Origin of the sequence: Streptomyces sp. WAC 01529, from assembly GCF_003945545.1 — a bacterium.
Lineage (GTDB): Bacteria > Actinomycetota > Actinomycetes > Streptomycetales > Streptomycetaceae > Streptomyces > Streptomyces anatolicus.
Window position 1 is genome coordinate 6,282,168 of record NZ_CP029617.1, and the last position, 19,032, is coordinate 6,301,199.

The 19,032-nt window shown below is 70.9% G+C and carries 15 protein-coding genes and 1 riboswitch; of the genes, 10 read left to right on the forward strand and 5 right to left on the reverse strand.

What is annotated here, in order from left to right; translation table 11 throughout:
• Positions 1-24: 24 nt before the first annotated feature.
• Complete coding sequence (locus tag DMA15_RS28105; RefSeq protein ID WP_125515525.1) at positions 25-1,305, reverse strand: citrate synthase family protein; 1,281 nt, start codon at positions 1,303-1,305, stop codon at positions 25-27.
• A 120-nt stretch (positions 1,306-1,425) separates the two neighbouring features.
• Between DMA15_RS28105 and DMA15_RS28110 the strand changes: the two genes are divergently transcribed.
• A complete protein-coding gene (locus tag DMA15_RS28110; protein WP_125515526.1) occupies positions 1,426-2,601 on the forward strand; it encodes a citrate synthase/methylcitrate synthase in 1,176 nt (391 codons plus the stop codon).
• A gap of 208 nt (positions 2,602-2,809) precedes the next feature.
• Here DMA15_RS28110 and DMA15_RS28115 read toward each other — a convergent pair whose 3' ends face one another.
• Together DMA15_RS28115 and DMA15_RS28120 are read right to left on the reverse strand one after the other, a co-directional pair.
• Positions 2,810-3,046: a hypothetical protein gene (locus tag DMA15_RS28115; RefSeq protein ID WP_125515527.1), complete on the reverse strand. Its 237-nt coding sequence runs from the start codon at positions 3,044-3,046 to the stop codon at positions 2,810-2,812.
• Between the two features lie 186 nt (positions 3,047-3,232).
• Complete coding sequence (locus DMA15_RS28120) at positions 3,233-3,784, reverse strand: DUF6082 family protein (protein WP_125515528.1); 552 nt, start codon at positions 3,782-3,784, stop codon at positions 3,233-3,235.
• 316 nt (positions 3,785-4,100) lie between these two features.
• Here DMA15_RS28120 and DMA15_RS28125 point away from each other — a divergent pair, with 316 nt between their 5' ends.
• Positions 4,101-5,222 (forward strand): CobW family GTP-binding protein, encoded by a 1,122-nt coding sequence (locus DMA15_RS28125; RefSeq protein ID WP_125515529.1) that lies wholly within the window; start codon positions 4,101-4,103, stop codon positions 5,220-5,222.
• A gap of 66 nt (positions 5,223-5,288) precedes the next feature.
• On the opposite strand, the gene DMA15_RS28130 is transcribed toward DMA15_RS28125, so the two are convergent.
• Positions 5,289-7,742: a DNA topoisomerase IV subunit A gene (locus tag DMA15_RS28130; RefSeq protein ID WP_125515530.1), complete on the reverse strand. Its 2,454-nt coding sequence runs from the start codon at positions 7,740-7,742 to the stop codon at positions 5,289-5,291.
• A 311-nt stretch (positions 7,743-8,053) separates the two neighbouring features.
• Between DMA15_RS28130 and DMA15_RS28135 the strand changes: the two genes are divergently transcribed.
• The 4 genes from DMA15_RS28135 to DMA15_RS28150 all read left to right on the forward strand — a co-directional run bounded on the left by DMA15_RS28135 (position 8,054) and on the right by DMA15_RS28150 (position 12,921).
• Entirely contained in the window at positions 8,054-9,424 is a 1,371-nt protein-coding gene (locus DMA15_RS28135; protein ID WP_125515531.1) for a pitrilysin family protein, read from the forward strand.
• On the forward strand, positions 9,421-10,806 hold the full coding sequence (locus DMA15_RS28140) for a pitrilysin family protein (RefSeq protein ID WP_125515532.1): 1,386 nt from the start codon (positions 9,421-9,423) through the stop codon (positions 10,804-10,806). Before DMA15_RS28135 ends, DMA15_RS28140 begins: the two co-directional genes overlap by 4 nt.
• 212 nt (positions 10,807-11,018) lie before the next feature.
• Positions 11,019-11,181, forward strand: a riboswitch (cyclic di-AMP (ydaO/yuaA leader).
• A 12-nt stretch (positions 11,182-11,193) separates the two neighbouring features.
• A complete protein-coding gene (locus DMA15_RS28145; RefSeq protein ID WP_125515533.1) occupies positions 11,194-11,997 on the forward strand; it encodes a M23 family metallopeptidase in 804 nt (267 codons plus the stop codon).
• A gap of 237 nt (positions 11,998-12,234) precedes the next feature.
• Positions 12,235-12,921, forward strand: coding sequence for a GntR family transcriptional regulator (locus DMA15_RS28150; RefSeq protein ID WP_125515534.1), 687 nt, complete (start codon positions 12,235-12,237; stop codon positions 12,919-12,921).
• Positions 12,922-13,159: 238 nt separating this feature from the next.
• Here the strand turns inward: DMA15_RS28150 and DMA15_RS28155 are convergent, their stop codons facing one another.
• Positions 13,160-13,441, reverse strand: a complete 282-nt coding sequence (locus tag DMA15_RS28155; protein WP_030021209.1) for an HPr family phosphocarrier protein — start codon at positions 13,439-13,441, stop codon at positions 13,160-13,162.
• Between the two features lie 133 nt (positions 13,442-13,574).
• Here DMA15_RS28155 and DMA15_RS28160 point away from each other — a divergent pair, with 133 nt between their 5' ends.
• From DMA15_RS28160 to DMA15_RS28175, 4 genes are all read left to right on the forward strand, one after another.
• Positions 13,575-16,448, forward strand: a complete 2,874-nt coding sequence (locus DMA15_RS28160) for a bifunctional GNAT family N-acetyltransferase/acetate--CoA ligase family protein (protein ID WP_125515535.1) — start codon at positions 13,575-13,577, stop codon at positions 16,446-16,448.
• 70 nt (positions 16,449-16,518) lie between these two features.
• Entirely contained in the window at positions 16,519-17,106 is a 588-nt protein-coding gene (locus tag DMA15_RS28165) for a DUF5998 family protein (protein WP_125515536.1), read from the forward strand.
• Entirely contained in the window at positions 17,106-18,296 is a 1,191-nt protein-coding gene (locus DMA15_RS28170; RefSeq protein ID WP_125515537.1) for a nucleotide pyrophosphatase/phosphodiesterase family protein, read from the forward strand. The genes DMA15_RS28165 and DMA15_RS28170 overlap by 1 nt, the downstream gene beginning before the upstream one ends.
• Before the next feature lie 72 nt (positions 18,297-18,368).
• Positions 18,369-19,031 carry a thymidine kinase gene (locus tag DMA15_RS28175; protein ID WP_125515538.1) on the forward strand — a complete coding sequence of 221 codons (663 nt, stop codon included), beginning with the start codon at positions 18,369-18,371 and terminating at the stop codon, positions 19,029-19,031.
• The last annotated feature ends 1 nt before the right edge of the window (position 19,032 follow it).

Below are 19,032 nucleotides of genomic sequence, written 5' to 3' on the forward strand. Positions count from 1 at the left end.
TAACCGCACCTCTGCCCGAGTGGTTCACACCTCCCCGGAGGAGCCCGCCGGGGGGGCCGCCGGCATCGGCTGGGGCGGGCGCAGACCGACGTACTGGCCGCTGGGGCGCATGCGCAGCGGCCGCTCTTCGTACTCCTCCAGGGCGTGCGCGATCCAGCCCGCGGTGCGGGCGACCGCGAAGATGGTCTCGCCCGCCTCCGCCGGCATCCCGGACGAGGCGGTCAGCACGGCCAGGGCGAGGTCGACGTTGGCGCGCAGGTCCGTGTGGCGGGCGGTGGTCGCCACCACGTCACGGGCGGCGGCGAGGGCGGGCCCCGCCTTCGGCATCCCCTCCAGGAGGCCGAAGAGCGCCTGTGCGCGCGGGTCCTCGCCGGGGTAGAGGCGGTGGCCGAGTCCGGGGACGCGGCGGCCCGCGCGCAGTTCGTCGGCGACCACCGGGGTGGCGCTGCCCCGGTCGAGTACGTCGAGGAGCATGCGGTGGGCGAGACCGCTGGCCGCGCCGTGCAGCGGGCCCTCCAGGACGCCGAGGCCCGCCGACACCGCCGCGTAGGGGTGGGCGCGAGCTGACGCGGCGACCCGCACGGCGAGCGTCGACGCGGCGAGGTCGTGGTCGACGAGGAGCGCGAGGGCCGTGTCCAGGGCGTGCAGTGAGGCCTCGTCGGGCTTGACGCCGCTCAGACGGGCCCACAGCCGCCGGGCGAGCGGGCCCTCCTCCTTGTGGGTCGGCAGGACCGGCGGGAGGGCGGCCACGAGCGTGGGGATCAGCGTGCGCGCGGTGCCGATGACCGCCTCTTCGGAGAGGTCGAAGCGGAGTGGGTCGGCGGCCCCCGCGGAGATGGCCGCCACCCGCAACCTGTCGGTCGGCCCGCTGTGCTCGGGCAGCGCGTCGACGGCGCGGCGGGCCGCGGAGACGGTGTCCCTGGGGGCGGTGAAGCCGATGCCGGGGCGCAGTACGCCGGTCCACAGCCACTCGGCGACCTCTTCGTAGGAGTGCGCCAGCGCTAGCTCGGTGGCGTCCACGCCTCGGAAGTAGTAGCGGTCGCTGTCGATGAGAGTGATGCGGGTGCGTACGGAGAGTTCGTTGGCGGTGGTCGGGGCCGTGGAGTCCCTTCTGTTCCTGCAGGCCAGCGCCTCGACCTCCTTGGCGTCGAAGGTGCTGCCCCGTGCCCCCGCGCCGCGGCGGCTGGTCAGCTGACCGCGGCTCACGTACGCGTACACGGTCTCGGGCTTCACACCGAGCAACTCGGCGGCTTCCTTGGTCGTCAGCCGCCGCCGTGCGTTGTGCTCGGTTCCTTGATCCGTCATGGGCGACACCGTATCCGCATCACGACACCTGCATTTTCACATTGATTCAATCAATATTGACAGTGCTTTAGTCAATCATGGACAGTCAAATCAGGTTCATGGAGGAAGTCGAGGAAGAACATGCCGATCAATGGCTCCACCGCCACCCCCGCCGAGCCCGTCGAGGTCCCACGAGGACTCGCGGGTGTCGTCGTCACCGAGACCGCGCTCGGAGACGTGAGGGGATATGAGGGCTTCTACCACTACCGCCAGTACTCGGCCGTCGAGCTCGCGCAGAGCCGCGGCTTCGAGGACGTATGGCATCTGATGTTCTACGGTGAGCTGCCGGACGCCGTGCAGGGACAGGCCTTCGCCGCGCGGACCGCTTCGCTGCGGCACCTCCCCGAAGACGTGCTCGACGCGCTGCCCGCCATCGCCCGCGCCGGCGCGCTGTCGGGTCCGCTCTCCGGACTGCGCACCGCCTTGTCGCTCTTCGGGGCGTCGCAGGGCTTCCGCCCGGTGTACGACATCGACGACGACCGGCGCCGCGCGGACGCCCTCGCCGCGTCCGCGGTCGTGCCGACGCTGCTCACCGCGCTCTACCGGCTCGGCCAGGGGCTCGAACCCGTGGAGCCTCGGGACGACCTGTCGTACGCGGCCAACTACCTCTACATGCTCACTGGTTCGGAGCCGGATGCCGCGCATGCGCGGGCGATTGAGCAGTACTTGATCTCCACCATTGATCACGGGTTCAACGCGTCGACATTCACCGCTCGGGTCATCACCTCGACCGGGGCGGATGTGGCGGCTTGTCTGGTGGGTGCCGTCGGCGCGCTGTCGGGGCCGCTGCACGGCGGGGCGCCGAGCCGAGCCCTCGACACCCTTGACGCGATCGGGACCCGCGACCGCATCGACGGCTGGATCCGCGAGCGCGTCCTGGCGGGGGATCGCATCATGGGCTTCGGGCACCCCGTCTATCGCACCGAGGATCCGCGCTCGCGCATGCTGCGGGGCATCGCCCAGCGGTTCGGCGGCGACATGGTGGAGTTCGCGGTCGAGGTCGAGCGGCATGTCGAGGCGATCCTGGCGGAGCTGAAGCCGGGCCGTGAGCTGCACACGAACGTGGAGTTCTACGCCGGCGTCGTCATGGAGCTGTGCGGGCTGCCGCGCGAGATGTTCACGCCGACGTTCGCTTCCGCGCGGGTGGTCGGCTGGAGCGCCAACATCCTGGAGCAGGCGCGGGATTCGAAGATCATTCGACCGGCGGCGCGGTATGTGGGTCCTGCGGCGCCGCAGGCGGTCCCGGCGGCCGACTGACGGGCGACGGGCGACAGGCGACAGACAACGGGTGACGGACGACGGGCGAGAGGGCCCGGGGGTACCCGCTCAGGACGTGAGCGGGTACCCCCTTGTTCGACGAGCCGTCAAGGCCTGTCAGGAGACCCGAACAGGCGGGCTTCGGGACTCTCCGGAAGCGGGAAACCCTACCGAAGGAACCTGGCCGGATCGGCTCCGTCAGTCGGCACTAGGCATCAGGAATGTCGCCCTTCGCGCGTACGAGTGTCTCGCGACTCACGATCACGATGCGTTCGTAGCTGGCTCGTGAGGCGTCAGGTGGGAGTTCCTGCTCAAGTGCCGCAGTTGCTTCTGTCCCGATGACGGCGAAGTTTCCGTCACTCAGTTCGAACACGTCCGGGCAGGACTGCCCTGACGTGCTTCCTCGCTGCTGAGGAGAGACACCGACGCGGCGCACGATCTTCAAGGTATTCCAGTCTGGGAGGGGTGGATCGGGGGAAAGCCGCCTTAGTTGTGGCAGGCGAGGTTTGGCAGTTGGCGTCGTGGGGTAAAACGCGCGCGCCTACCTTAGGGACAGGAGTTACCTGAGACAAACTGAGCAGGTTCGTCACGCAAGGCCACCTCCGGGCGGTCAAGTGGTGATCAACTCGCTCTACTCGGGCGGGGGTTCACCCACCACCCACCACTCGTCGGTGCCGGCGGCCTCCAGGTCTCTGATGAGTTTGTCGACCATTCGGCCCAGGCGGGCTTCGTCCGAGGAGTCCAGGAGGCTGGCGCGGTGTCCTCGTGTGGCTGCCCAGTAATTGCGGAAGATGGCGTTCTGGCAGATCAGCCGCAGATGGCCGTGCAGTTCGTCCCATCCGAGATTGCCCACACGCCAGGCCAGCAGCACATTGGTGTACATCGCGTTGGCGAAGAGGTACTGCCGCTGGGTGCGGGCGTCCAGCGGTGTCTCGTAGGTGTCCAGTACGGCCGCCAGGTCAGGGTCGCCCATGGCAGTGGTGAGCATGTCGAACTGAAGTCGTTGCTGGGCGGCCAGGACCATGTGGCGGTGGTGCCTGGATCGTTCCTCCTCGGCCTTCCGGTACAGAGCGTCATGTCTGCGTTGCTGGGCGGTCAGGACTGCCAGCGCCCCCGTGGCGAAGACCAGGCCCGCCACCGCGGCCGAGCCCACCCCCCGTACCCGAAAATTCCGTGTGGTCATGTCAACCCCCGAATCGGCGACCGTCCGCCGGTCGTCGGGTGTGGGTCGACAGGGAGCGGACCGGCGAGCGTTGGGCGGTGCGCTTGCCGTCTCCCAGGGTGCCGAGCGGCTCTGATCGGCGGGGAGGCGGAGAGGAGGCGCACGGAAGGAAGTGGTGGTCGCACATCCCGGCGCCGTGCCCAATGTGTGCCCCGCGAGCGCCGCTAACAATCGTTCACTTCGCGGCTCGTCGGCGCGCACCTATCCTGGGGCGGACTTCATTCTTCGTACGGGATCCACCGTGACCCGTGCGGACGTCAGTACGAGGGGCGCACGGTTGAACACGCAGCAGATCCCGGTCATCGTCCTCGCCGGATTCCTGGGTTCCGGCAAGACCACCCTGCTCAACCATCTGCTGCACCGCAGTGGCGGCAGCCGGATCGGGGCGATCGTCAACGACTTCGGGTCGATCGAGATCGACGCGATGTCGGTGGCGGGACAGCTCGGCGACTCCACCGTCTCGCTCGGCAACGGCTGCCTGTGCTGCGCCGTGGACGCCAGCGAGCTCGACGAGTACCTGGAGCGGCTCGCCCGGCCCTCCGCCGGGATCGATGTCATCGTCATCGAGGCGAGCGGGCTCGCCGAGCCGCAGGAGCTCGTGAAGATGCTGCTCGCCAGCGAGAACCCGCACATCGTGTACGGCGGGCTGGTCGAGGTCGTCGACGCCGCCGAGTTCGACGCCACGAGGGAGCGGCATCCCGAGGTGGACCGTCATCTGGGCATCGCCGATCTCGTCGTGGTCAACAAGGCCGACCGGGTGCCCGGCGAGGAGCGCGAGCGCGTCCTCGAGGTGGTCCGCGGGCTCGCGGGGCGCGCGGCCGTCGTCTCGGCCTCCTTCGGGCGCGTCGACGTGGAGCTGTTCTTCGACCGCGCGCCCGTGGGGGAGCGGATCGGGCAGCTGTCCTTCGATGACCTGCGCGAGGACGGCCTCGACCTCGGGGACGTCGACGACGAGAACGGCGCATGCGAAGACGGCTGTGGCCACCGTGACCACCTGCACTCCGCCTACGAAAGTCTCTCCTTCACCTCCGAAGTGCCCATGGAGCCGCGCTCCTTGATGGCCCTGCTCGACAGCAGGCCCGAAGGGCTCTACCGCATCAAGGGGTACGTCGATTTCGGTGCCGCCGACCCGCGGAACCGCTACGGGGTGCATGCCGTCGGGCGGTTTCTGCGCTTCTACCCGGAGCAGTGGGCTCCGGCTGAACCCCGCCTGACTCAGCTCGTCCTCATCGGGTCCGGCATCGACGTATCCGCCCTGGAGAAGGAGCTGGAGGCCTGTCGCACGTATGCCCCACAGGCCGATGAGCACGGCATGTGGGGCGTACTTCGCTATGTCCAGGAGCCGGACGACCAGGCGGACAGCCAGCCGGACGGCCATTCGGGCGACCAGCCACTCTAGGCACCCGGCGAGGCACCCGGCGAGGCGCCCGCGAAGAGCCCGGCGCCGAGTGCCGGCGGACCGTCGCTACACCGGGCCCGCCACCGCCGCCACCGGCTTCGCGAGCGAGACGCCCGAGCCGTCGCGGCGCGGATCGATCTCGGGCAGCTCGGCCGGCGTGCCGTTGCGCTGGGCCGCGTACGGCGGCGTCGGGCCCGCCCAGGCGAAGCTCAGGCAGTCCTCGCCCTTCAGGAACCGCTGCACGCGCACACCACCCGTGGCACGGCCCTTGCGCGGGTACTGGTCGAACGGCGTGAGCTTGGCCGTCGTCTGCACCGAGTCGTCGAGCGTGCCGCGCGAGCCCGCCACCGTGAAGACCACCGCCTCCGCCGCCGGGTCCACCGCCGTGAAGGAGATGACCTTCACGCCCTCGGCGAGCTTGATGCCCGTCATGCCACCCGCGGGACGGCCCTGGGGGCGCACCTGCGAGGCCTGATAGCGCAGCAGCTGGGCGTCGTCCGTGATGAAGACCAGGTCCTCCTCGCCCGTACGCAGCTCGGCCGCGCCAACGATCCGGTCGCCGTCCTTGAGGGTGATGACCTCCAACTCCTCCTTGTTGGACGGATAGTCGGGCACCACGCGCTTGACCACGCCCTGCTCGGTGCCGAGCGCCAGGCCGGGGGAGGACTCGTCGAGCGTCATCAGGCAGATCAGCTTCTCGTCCCCGGACAGGGGAAGCAGCTCCGAGACGGGCGCCCCTCCGGAGAGATTCGGCGCGCCCATCGTCTCCGGCAACTGCGGGAGGTCCACTACGGAGAGGCGCAGCAGCCGCCCCTGGGACGTGACCGCGCCGACCTCGCCGCGCGCCGTGGCCGGCACCGCGGAGACGATCGCGTCGTGCTTGACGCGCTTGGTCTCGCCGTCCGTGAACGGGTCGCCGTTGGCCGTACGCGCCAGCAGGCCCGTCGACGACAGGAGCACGCGGCACGGGTCGTCCGCCACCTGGAGCGAGACCGTGGCCGCCGGGGAACCGGCCGACTCCAGGAGCACCGTGCGCCGGTCCGTGCCGAACTTCTTGGCGACGGAGGCCAGTTCGGAGGAGACCAGCTTGCGCAGCTCGGCGTCCGACTCCAGGATGCCGGTCAGTTCGTCGATCTCGCCGTTGAGCTTGTCGCGCTCGGACTCCAGCTCGATACGGTCGAACTTGGTCAGGCGGCGCAGCGGAGTGTCCAGGATGTACTGCGTCTGGATGTCGCTCAGCGAGAAGCGCTCGATCAGGCGCTCCTTGGCCTGCGCGGAGTTGTCGCTGGAGCGGATGAGGCGGATGACCTCGTCGATGTCCAGGAGGGCTACCAGCAGACCCTCGACCAGGTGCAGTCGGTCGCGTTTCTTGCCGCGGCGGAACTCGCTGCGGCGGCGCACGACGTTGAACCGGTGGTCGAGGTAGACCTCCAGAAGCTCCTTGAGGCCGAGGGTGAGGGGCTGGCCGTCCACCAGCGCCACGTTGTTGATGCCGAAGGACTCCTCCATCGGCGTCAGTTTGTACAGCTGCTCCAGGACGGCCTCCGGGACGAAGCCGTTCTTGATCTCGATGACCAGGCGCAGACCGTGCGAGCGGTCGGTGAGGTCCTTGACGTCGGCGATGCCCTGGAGCTTCTTCGCGCCGACCAGGTCCTTGATCTTGGCGATGACCTTCTCGGGTCCTACGGAGAAGGGCAGTTCGGTGACGACGAGGCCCTTGCGGCGCGCCGTCACGTTCTCCACGGCGACCGTGGCGCGGATCTTGAAGGAGCCGCGGCCCGATTCGTACGCGTCCTTGATGCCCGTCAGGCCGACGATCTTGCCGCCCGTGGGCAGGTCGGGGCCCGGCACGAACTTCATCAGCGTCTCGAGGTCGGCCCCCGGGTGCTTGATGAGGTGGCGGGCCGCGGCGATGACCTCGCCGAGGTTGTGCGGCGGCATGTTCGTCGCCATGCCCACGGCGATGCCCGAAGCGCCGTTGACCAGGAGGTTCGGGTACGCCGCCGGGAGGGCGGAGGGCTCCATCTCCTGGCCGTCGTAGTTCGGCTCGAAGTCGACGGTGTTCTCGTCGATCGACTCCGTCATCAGGGAGGTGGCGTCGGCCATCTTGCACTCGGTGTACCGCATGGCGGCCGGCGGGTCGTCGTTGCCGAGCGAGCCGAAGTTGCCGTGGCCGTCCACCAGGGGAAGGCGCATCGAGAAGGGCTGGGCCATGCGCACCAGCGCGTCGTAGATCGACGCGTCTCCGTGGGGGTGCAACTTACCCATGACCTCGCCGACGACGCGGGCGCACTTCACATAGCCGCGGTCGGGGCGCAGGCCCATCTCGTTCATCTGGTAGACGATCCTGCGGTGGACCGGCTTCATGCCGTCGCGGGCGTCCGGCAGGGCCCTGGAGTAGATGACCGAATACGCGTACTCGAGGAAGGAGCCCTGCATCTCGTCGACGACGTCGATGTCGAGGATCTTCTCCTCGAACGAGTCGTCGGGCGGCGGGGTCTTCGTGCTGCGGCGGGCCATCGCTGCTGCGGCTCCTTCACCAACAAGTGCGGGATCTGACGCCGACCATTGTGGACTGTCCCACTGACAACGCCGACCACGACCCGTGCGACAGCCGCGTCAACCCCGACCGCGACCCGTGCGACATTCGCGTCATCCCCGACCACGATCCGTCTCCCGCACCCGCGTCACACCCGCGTCACTCCCGACTACGCCGAGGGCGCACCGGGAACTTCGTCAGGTGTCCGCACGCTTGCATACAGTGGCAGGACTGCCAGCAATTGTTCTGATCCAGCGATGATCACGATGATCCAGCGATCGAAGGGACGTACATGCCCATGGGTCACACGGCCACAGCCGAGGCCGGTTCCGGCGGCCTGACAGCGACCGAGCACCGGCTGGCCAATGGCCTGCGCGTGGTGCTCTCCGAGGACCACCTGACCCCGGTCGCCGCGGTCTGCCTCTGGTACGACGTCGGCTCCCGCCACGAGGTCAAGGGGCGAACCGGCCTCGCTCACCTTTTTGAGCACCTGATGTTCCAGGGCTCGAAGCAGGTGCCCGGAAACGGCCACTTCGAACTGGTCCAGGGAGCGGGCGGCTCGCTCAACGGCACGACGAGCTTCGAGCGCACCAACTACTTCGAGACGATGCCCGCCCACCAGTTGGAGCTGGCCCTGTGGCTCGAGGCCGACCGGATGGGCTCGCTGCTCTCCGCGCTCGACGAGGAGTCCATGGAGAACCAGCGCGACGTCGTCAAGAACGAACGCCGCCAGCGCTACGACAACGTCCCGTACGGCACCGCCTTCGAGAAGCTGACCGCCCTCTCCTACCCGGAGGGCCACCCCTACCACCACACGCCGATCGGCTCCATGGCCGACCTGGACGCGGCCACGCTGGAGGACGCCCGCGCGTTCTTCCGCACGTACTACGCGCCCAACAACGCGGTCCTGTCGGTCGTCGGCGACATCGACCCGGAGCAGACGCTCGCCTGGGTCGAGAAGTACTTCGGGTCGATCCCCTCCCACGACGGCAAGCAGCCCCCGCGGGACGGCTCACTGCCGGAGCGCATCGGCAAGGAGCTGCGCGAGGTCGTCGAGGAGGAGGTCCCGGCCCGCGCGCTGATGGCCGCCTACCGCCTCCCCGAGGACGGCACGCGCGCGTGCGACGCGGCCGACCTGGCGCTGACCGTCCTCGGCAGCGGCGACTCCTCCCGGCTCTACAACCGGCTCGTGCGCCGCGACCGCACCGCCGTCGCCGCCGGTTTCGGTCTGCTGCGCCTCGCCGGTGCCCCCTCGCTCGGCTGGCTGGACGTCAAGACCTCAGGTGACGTCGAGGTCCCGGTCATCGAGGCCGCCGTCGACGAGGAACTCGCCCGCTTCGCCGCCGAGGGCCCCACCCCGGAGGAGATGGAGCGCGCCCAGGCGCAGCTGGAGCGCGAGTGGCTCGACCGGCTCGGCACGGTCGCGGGCCGCGCGGACGAACTGTGCCGGTACGCGGTCCTGTTCGGCGACCCGCAGCTCGCCCTGACCGCCGTCCAGCGCGTCCTGGACGTCACCGCCGAGGAGGTCCAGGAGGTCGCCAAGGCCCGCCTGCGCCCGGACAACCGCGCGGTCCTCGTCTACGAGCCCGTGACGGCCGCCGCCGACGAAGTCGAAGAGTCCGTCGCCGGTGCGACCGACGAGGAAGAGGAGGCGGCGAAGTGAGCGAGGCCGCGACGATGCAGTTCCACCCGCAGCCCAAGGCCGGCCCGGCCAAGCCGTGGGCCTTCCCCGCCCCCGAGCGCGGCACCCTGCCCAACGGCCTCACGGTGCTGCGCTGCGACCGCCCCGGCCAGCAGGTCGTCGCGGTGGAGGTCCATCTGGAGGCGCCGCTGGACGCCGAGCCGGACGGCCTCGACGGCGTCGCCACCATCATGGCGAGGGCCTTCAACGAAGGCACGGACAAGCACTCCGCGGAGGATTTCGCCGCCGAGCTTGACCGCTGCGGCGCCACGATGGACGCGCACGCCGACCACCCCGGCGTCCGGGTCTCCCTCGAAGTCCCGGTCTCCCGCCTCCCGAAGGCGCTCGGCCTGCTCTCCGACGCCCTGCGCGCCCCCGCCTTCGCGGACACCGAGATCGAACGCCTCGTACGCAACCGCCTGGACGAGATCCCGCACGAGGCCGCCAACCCGGCGCGCCGCGCCGCCAAGGAACTCTCCAAGCAGCTGTTCCCGGCCGGCGCGCGCATGTCCCGCCCGCGTCAGGGCACCGAGGAGACGGTCTCGGCGATCGACTCGGCGGCGGTGCGGGCCTTCTACGAGAGGCATGTCCGCCCCGCCACGTCCACGCTGGTGGTCGTCGGCGACCTCACGGGCACCGACCTGGACGCCATCCTCGCGGACACGGTCGGCACCTGGACCGGCGACACGGCCGAGGCCCGTCCGATGCCCGCGATCACCGCCGACGACACGGGCCGCGTCGTCATCGTGGACCGCCCCGGAGCCGTGCAGACGCAGCTTCTGATCGGCCGCATCGGCCCGGACCGGCACGACCGGATCTGGCCCGCCCAGGTCCTCGGCACCTATTGCCTGGGCGGCACCCTCACCTCCCGCCTGGACCGCGTCCTGCGCGAGGAGAAGGGCTACACCTACGGCGTACGGGCGTTCAGCCAGGTCCTGCGCTCGGCTCCGGACGGCACGGGCGCCGCGATGCTCGCCATCAGCGGATCGGTCGACACGGAGTCGACGGGCCCCGCGCTCGACGACCTCTGGAAGGTCCTGCGGACGCTCGCCGCGGAGGGCCTGACCGACGCCGAGCGCGATGTGGCCGTGCAGAACCTGGTGGGCGTGGCCCCGCTCAAGTTCGAGATGGCCGCCTCCGTGGCGGCCACGCTCGCCGACCAGGTCGAGCAGAACCTCCCGGACGACTTCCAGGCGCAGCTGTACCGGCAGTTGGCGGCGACCGGCACCGTGGAGGCCACCGCGGCCGTCGTGAGCGCCTTCCCGGAGGACCACCTGGTGACGATCCTCGTCGGGGACGCCGCGCGGATCGAGGGGCCCGTCAGGGCGCTCGACATCGGCGAGGTGAGCGTGGTCAGCGGCTGAGCCGCAGGAGAGCTCCTGGCAGAGGAGACCCGTCATGAGGCCCCGGCGACCGATTCGGTCGTCGGGGCCTCATATGTCCGAATTCGTATGGAGGTTGCCTGTCTGCCGTGTGGCGTGCGCTACAAAAGCGGCGTTCTGTTTGTCGATTGAAAGACGGCGCGTTTAGCTTCGACCCGGCTGTCCGTCACGCAGTACGTCGCATCCGCGGCACCGGACAGTCATCGCCGAGTCCCCGTACGGCGCGAGCCAGGGGAGCCGGGGACCCACATGTCCCCTGGGGTGAATCGGGCACCTTGCCGTCAGGTGAGGGGCTCGTAGGAGACCTTCCTGCTCCGAACCCGTCAGCTAACCCGGTAGGCGAGAAGGAAGGAAAGGATCAGCCGCTTCATGGCGTTCACCCGTGCCACCGGGAAGCACCGTCGTCCCAGCCGCCTCACCCGCACCACCGCGAGCGTCGCGGGCGTCGCCGCGCTCACCACCACCGGTGTCATCGGAGGCCTGGCCGCTCCCGCGCTCGCCGCCGCCGACGACGCCGCCCTCGAGCACACCGGGCTCACCCAGGCGATCTCCGTCGGCGACTCGCTCGCCGACAGCATCGACGCGCAGGCCGCCGCCCAGCGACAGGCCGCCGACGACGCTGCCGCCGCCAAGCTGGCCGAAGCGGCCGCCAAGAAGAGGGCCGCCGAGGACAAGCGCAAGGCCGAGGCGGAGGCCAAGGCGAAGGCCAAGAAGGAGCGGGAGGCCAAGGAGCGCGCCGCCCGCGCGGCCGAGCGCAAGCGCCTGAACACCTACGTCTCCCCGATCGCCGGCTCGTACGTCTCCACGGGCTACCAGACCGGCGGCGCCATGTGGTCCTCCGGCAGCCACACCGGCGTCGACTTCCACGCCGCGTCCGGTACCGCGGTCCACGCCGTCGGCGCCGGCACCGTCGTCGAGGCGGGCTGGGGCGGTGCCTACGGCAACAACGTCGTGATCAAGATGAACGATGGTACGTACACCCAGTACGGCCACATGTCGTCCCTCAGTGTCACCGTCGGCCAGACGGTCACCCCGGGCCAGCAGATAGGCCTCTCGGGCTCCACCGGCAACTCCAGTGGCCCGCACCTCCACTTCGAGGCCCGCACGGGCCCGGACTACGGCTCGGACATCGACCCCGTCGCCTACCTCCGCGCGCACGGCGTCAACGTCTGACCGCCCCCAGTACGTCACCGAAGGCCCCCGGCTCTCCCGAGCCGGGGGCCTTCGTCGTTCGAGTCGCGGGCCTCGGCGTTTCCCGGCCCGCTTGCCGTTGGCCAAAAGATATCCATGGATTCCGACCCCCCATCGGAAATTCCGACGCGCTGCAATAGAGTCACTGAAAGAGCGTCAAAGACTCTGCAAGAGCGTCGGTCGACCGCGTTTCGCGGGGATTAAGGCGGAGGTCCGGTCATGCGCATTCCCGCGCACTCGGTATGCACGGCCATCCGGGACGACATTGTCTCCGGTGTCCACGAAAGGGGCGGCCGGCTCACCGAGGAAGTGCTCGCGCGCCGGTACGGCGTCTCCCGCGTCCCCGTGCGCGAGGCCCTGCGCACCCTGGAGGCCGAGGGCTTCGTCGTCACGCGCCGGCACGCGGGCGCCTGCGTCGCCGAGCCCACGGAGCAGGAGGCCGCCGACCTCCTGGAGCTGCGCACCCTGCTCGAACCCCTCGCGGCGGCCCGCGCCGCCCAGCGCCGCACCGACGCGCACCTGAAGGTCCTGCGCGGTCTCGTCCGGCTGGGCCAGCAGCGGTCGAGGAAGGGCCAGGGGGAGGATCTGCGCTCCCTGGGCGGCTGGTTCCACGAGACGCTCGTGCAGGCCTCCGGCAGCCCCGGCCTGATCACGCTCCTCACCCAGCTCCGGCACAAGATCGCCTGGATGTACGTCGTCGACCCTCCGGCCGAGCCGGCCGAGTCCTGGTCCGAGCACGCGGCGATCGTCGACGCGGTGGCCCGCGGGGACGCCGAACGGGCCAGGGCGCTCACCGCGGGCCACGCGGACCGGGCGACGGCCGCGCACCGATTGCGCCATTCACCGCGGGGCGCCCGCGTGAGGGGCTCGCAACATCCCGTAAACACAGTGGGTCTGCCGAGTTAACGCGGGCGCCGTATACAAGACGTATCCAGAGAGGGCCCCGGTGGGGGCGCCGCCATATCTGCCATATTCGCTACAGGTAATTCCGGGCGCTCATTCGTGCTGCGCGCATTCGTGTCGCCAAATTCGCTCGCTGCGCTTTTCAGGTGCCGTCGACCGCCGGATAAAGCGAAGGACCATGGATAAATCGAAGGGCCCACCCCGTGTTCCAGGGTGGGCCCTTCGAAGGGAACTGCGCGGTTCAGACCGTCTCCGGAAGCTCCTCGAGGCCCTCCGCGACCAGCTTCGCCAGACGGTCGAGCGCGGCGTCCGCACCCTCGGCGTCGGAGGCGAGCACGATCTCCTCGCCACCCTGGGCGCCCAGGCCGAGCACCGCGAGCATCGAGGCGGCGTTGACCGGGTTGCCGTCGGCCTTGGCGATCGTCACGGGGACGCCGGCGGCCGTGGCCGCGCGGACGAAGATGGAGGCGGGTCGGGCGTGAAGGCCCTCGGCCCAGCCGACGTTGACGCGGCGCTCAGCCATGTGTTGCTGCCCTTCCAGGTGTCTCACACTTGTCTAGACCAGTGTCTCATGCCGTCGTGAGTGCTCTGCCGGCCGGACGGCCCCTCCCAGACTGCCCCGGTCCAGGCGGCCCCGCGACCCGTACCCTGGCCCCATGCAGACCCCGTCGGATCAGCAGGATCGGCACGACTATCCCTCGCACTGGGAAGCCGATGTGGTGCTGCGTGACGGAGGCACCGCCCGGATCAGGCCCATCACGGCCGAGGACGCGGACCGCCTGGTCAGCTTCTACGAGCAGGTCTCGGACGAGTCGAAGTACTACCGCTTCTTCGCGCCCTATCCCCGCCTGTCCGCCAAGGATGTGCACCGCTTCACGCACCACGACCAGGTGGACCGGGTGGGGCTCGCGGCCACGGTGGGCGGCGAGTTCATCGCCACCGTCCGCTACGACCGCATCGACGAGCGCGGCATGGCGGCCAGCGCGCCCGCCGACGAGGCCGAGGTCGCCTTCCTCGTGCAGGACGCCCACCAGGGCCGCGGCGTCGCCTCCACGCTCCTGGAGCACATCGCGGCGGTCGCCAGGGAGCGCGGCATCCGGCGGTTCGTGGCCGAGGTCCTGCCCGCCAACACCAAGATGATCAAGGTGTTCACGGACGCGGGCTACCAGCAGAAGCGCAGCTTCGAGGACGGCGTCGTACGTCTGGAGTTCGACCTGGAGCCGACCGACCGCTCGCTCGCCGTGCAGCGGGCCCGTGAGCAGCGCGCCGAGGGGCGGTCGGTACAGCGATTGCTGACGCCGGGCTCGGTCGCGGTGATCGGCGTCGGCCGCACCCCCGGAGGCGTGGGCCGCAGTGTGCTGCGCAACCTCAAGGAGGCCGGGTTCACCGGACGCCTGTCCGCGGTGAACAGCGCGTTCGACGAAGGCGCCGAGATCGACGGGGTGCCGGCGCACCGTTCCGTCATGGCGATCGAGGAGCCCGTGGACCTCGCCGTGATCGCCGTGCCCGCCGACCGGGTGCCCCAGGTCGTCGCGGAGTGCGGCGAGCGCGGGGTGCAGGGCCTTGTGGTGCTCTCCGCCGGGTATGGCGAGAGCGGCGCCGCGGGGCGGGAGCGCCAGCGCGAGCTGGTCCGCCAGGCGCGGTCCTACGGAATGCGCATCATCGGCCCGAACGCCTTCGGGGTCATCAACACCTCGCCGCAGGCGCGGCTCAACGCCTCGCTCGCTCCCGAGCCTCCCGCGCGCGGGCGCATCGGTCTGTTCACCCAGTCCGGCGCCATCGGCATCGCGCTGCTGTCCGGGCTGCACCGCAGGGGCGCCGGCCTGTCCACGTTCGTGGGCTCCGGGAACCGCGCCGACGTGTCCGGCAACGACGTCCTTCAGTACTGGTACGAGGACCCGGACACCGACATCGCCCTGATGTACCTGGAGACCATCGGCAACCCCCGCAAGTTCACCCGCCTCGCGCGCCGGGCAGCGACCGCGAAGCCGCTCGTCGTGGTCCAGGGCGCCCGGCACAGCGGCATCGCTCCCACGGGGCACGCGGTACAGGCCACCCGGCTGCCGCACGCCACGGTCTCGGCGCTGCTGCGCCAGGCGGGAGTCATCCGCGTGGACACCGTCACGGAGATGGTCGACGCGGGCCTGCTGCTCGCGGGACAGCCGCTGCCGTCCGGCCCCCGGGTGGGCATCCTCGGCAACTCCGAGTCGCTGGGCCTGCTCACGTACGACGCCTGCGTCGCCGACGGCCTGCGCCCGCTGCCGCCCCGCGACCTCACGACCGGCGCCACACCCGCGGACTTCCGGGCCGCGCTCGCCGAGGCCCTGTCGGACGACGGCTGCGACGCGGTCATCGTCAACGCCATTCCCTGGGTGCGGGAGGACGGGGTCGCCGCCGACCCCGAGACGCTGGCCACGGAACTGCGGGCCGCCGCCGCGGGGTGTCCCGCGAAGCCGGTGGCCGTGGTCCACGTCGAGCTGGGAGGCCTCGCCGAGGCACTGTCGGCCGCCACCAGCACCCGCCCCGCCGCCACCAGCACCCAGCCCGCCACCCCCAGCACCCGCCCCGCCGCCCCGCCGCAGGCGCCCCCGGGCCACCCGCCCGCGCCGAACACCGCGCCCGCAGCCACCGCGGAGGCCCCCGAACCGCCCGCGGAGCAGTACCGCATCCCCGCCTACCCCGCCGCCGAGCGCGCCGTCCGCGCCCTCTCCGAAGCCGTCAAGTACGCGCAGTGGCGCCGCGAGGCCGCCGAGCCGGGCAAGGTCCACGAGTACGACGACATCGACGAGAGCGGCGCCGCCGAGCGCATCGCCGAGCTGTTCGCCAAGGACGACGACCCTCGCGGCGCCACCCTCGCCCCTGCTGACGCCCACGAACTGCTCGGGCGGTACGGCATCCGCGTACGAGAGGCCCTGCCCGCACCCGACCCGGACGCGGCAGCCGAAGCCGCGCGCACGCTCGGCTACCCCGTGGCCCTGAAGACCACGGCCCCGCACCTGCGCCACCGCGCCGACCTCGGGGGAGTGCGGCTCGACCTCGCCGACGAAGAGCAACTGCGCCGGGCCTATCAAGAGTTGATCGACACCTTCGGCAAGCCCGCCGAGCTGCGGCCCGTCGTCCAGGGCATGGCACCACGCGGCGTGGACACCGTCGTGCGCGCCGTCATCGACCCGGCGGCCGGCGCGGTGCTCTCCTTCGGCCTCGCGGGCGCCGCCTCCGAGCTGCTGGGGGACACCGCCCACCGCTTGGTCCCGGTCACCGACCGCGAGGCGGCCTCCCTCATCAGATCCATCCGGACCGCGCCGCTCCTGTTCGGCTGGCGCGGCTCGGCCCCCGTGGACACCTCGGCCCTCGAAGAGCTGCTCCAGCGGGTCTCCCGGCTCGTCGACGACCACCCCGAGGTCGCCGGTGTCTCCCTGGAGCCCGTGGTCGTCGCCCGGCGCGGCCTCTCGGTGCTCGGCGCCTCCGTCCGCCTCGCGCCCCCGCCCGCCCGCGACGATCTCGGCCCGCGCACGCTCCCCGGCTACTGAACCGCGCTCCCGGGCGCCGAGGCGGCCACGGGGGCCCGTGCGCCCCGCACCGGGCCGTAGGATGGACGGCATGGCAAAGACCGGTACGACGACCCAGGGGCTGCGCGCGGCGATCGAGCGCAGCGGCTACTACCCGGCCCTCGTGGCCGAGGCGGTGGAGGCCGCGATCGGCGGCGAGGCCATCGGGTCCTACCTGGTCCACCAGGAGACGACGTTCGACGCGAACGAGGTGCGCAGGCACGTCACCGTCCTCGTCCTGACCGGCACGCGCTTCATCGTCAGCCACACTGACGAGCAGGCGGCGGACAGCACTTCCCCGACGCCGTACGCGACGACCTCCACGGAGTCGGTCAAGATCGGCCGCATCTCGTCGGTGGTGCTCAGCCGCGTCGTCGCCAACCCCGAGAAGTACGTCCCGGGCACCCCGCCCCGCGAGGTCGTCCTGACCATCGGCTGGGGCGCCGTCTCCCGCATCGACCTGGAGCCCGCGGCCTGCGGCGACCCCAACTGCGACGCGGACCACGGCTACACCGGCAGCTCGACCGCCGACGACCTGAGCCTGCGCGTCAGCGAGGCGGGCGACGGCCCCGACGCGGTGCGGCAGACCCTCGCCTTCGCCCAGGCCCTGTCCGAGGCGACCGCGGACACCGCCCGCTGATGTCCCTGCCCGCCTGGGACGACGTGGAACCGATCGCCCTCGACACGGCCCCCGTGCCCGCCTACGGCTCCGGGTCCCTCGCCGACCTGCTGCCCACGCTCGTCTCCCACCAGGGCGTGCCCGGTTACGAGACGCCGGTCATCGCCGAACTCGCCCCCGCCGACCGGAACTGCGTCTTCCTGATCGACGGCCTCGGCTGGGAGCAGCTCAAGGCCCACCCCGGCGAGGCCCCCTTCCTGACGTCGCTGCTCGCCAGTTCGCGGGGCGGCACCGGACAGCCCCTCACCGCGGGCTTCCCGTCCACCACCGCGACCTCGCTCGCCTCGGTCGGCACGGGCCTGCCGCCCGGCGCCCACGGCCTGCCCGGCTACACCGTGCGCAATCCGGCCACCGGCGAGCTGATGAACCAGCTGCGCTGGAACCCCTGGACCGACCCGCGCGCGTGGCAGCCGTACCCGACGGTCTTCCAGCGTGCCCACGACGCGGGCGTGCACACCGCCCAGGTGTCCTCCCCGGCCTTCGAGAGCACCCCGCTCACCAAGGTCGCCCTGAGCGGCGGTTCCTTCCGGGGCAAGCTCTCCGGAGAGGACCGCATGGACCTCGCCGCCCGGCAACTGGCGGCGGGGGACCGGTCATTGGTCTACACCTACTACGCGGAAGTGGACGGCAAGGGTCACCGCTTCGGCATCGACTCCGACGCCTGGCGCGGCCAGCTCATGTACGTCGACCGGCTCGCCCAGCGCCTCGCCGAGCAGCTGCCGCCGCGCAGCGCCCTGTACGTCACCGCGGACCACGGCATGATCGACATCCCCTTCGACGAGGCCTCCCGCATCGACTTCGACGAGGACTGGGAGCTGCGCGCCGGCGTCGCCCACCTCGGCGGCGAGGGCCGCGCCCGGCACGTCTACGCGGTGCCGGGCGCCGTCAACGACGTACTGACGGTCTGGCGCGAAGTGCTCGGCGAGCAGTTCTGGGTGGCCTCCCGCGACGAGGCGATCGCCGCGGGGTGGTTCGGTCCACACATTGATCAACGTGTATACGAGCGTCTGGGCGATGTCATCGCCGCCGCGCACGATGACGTCGCGATCATCGCCTCGGAGCGCGAGCCCAAGGAGTCCTCGCTCGTGGGCATGCACGGCTCGATGACCCCCGTCGAGCAGCTTGTCCCGCTCCTCGAAGTACGCTCCTGACCGTACGCACTTGATACGCCGTTGACGGCACCCCGACTCCTCCACACGCCCCCGAAAGGTGCTCAACCCCCCATGCCCGAGCTGGTGTTCTTCTCCGGAACGATGGACTGCGGAAAGAGCACGCTGGCTCTGCAGATCGAGCACAACCGCTCGGCCCGCGGCCTCCAGGGGATGATCTTCACGAGGGACGACCGGGCCGGCGAGGGCAAGCTCTCCTCGCGGCTCGGCCTCGTCACCGACGCCATCGAGGCCGCGGACGACTTCGACTTCTACGCCCATCTCGTCGACCACCTCTCCCAGGGCGGCCGCGCCGACTACGTGATCGCGGACGAGGCGCAGTTCCTTGCCCCCGACCAGATCGACCAGCTCGCCCGGATCGTCGACGACCTCGGCCTGGACGTCTTCGCGTTCGGCATCACCACGGACTTCCGCTCCAAGCTCTTCCCGGGCTCGCAGCGCCTGGTGGAGCTGGCCGACCGCGTCGAGGTGCTCCAGGTCGAGGCCCTGTGCTGGTGCGGTGCCCGCGCCACGCACAACGCCCGCACCATAGGCGGCGAGATGGTCGTCGAGGGCGCCCAGGTCGTCGTCGGCGACGTCAACCAGTCGGCGGACGAGGTCGGTTACGAGGTCCTGTGCCGCCGCCACCACCGGCGCAGGACGACGGCGGCGACCGCCCGCGCGGGCGCCCTCTCGCCCGACGTCCTGCCGGTGGACCCGGCGGCCACCCGCGCCTGAC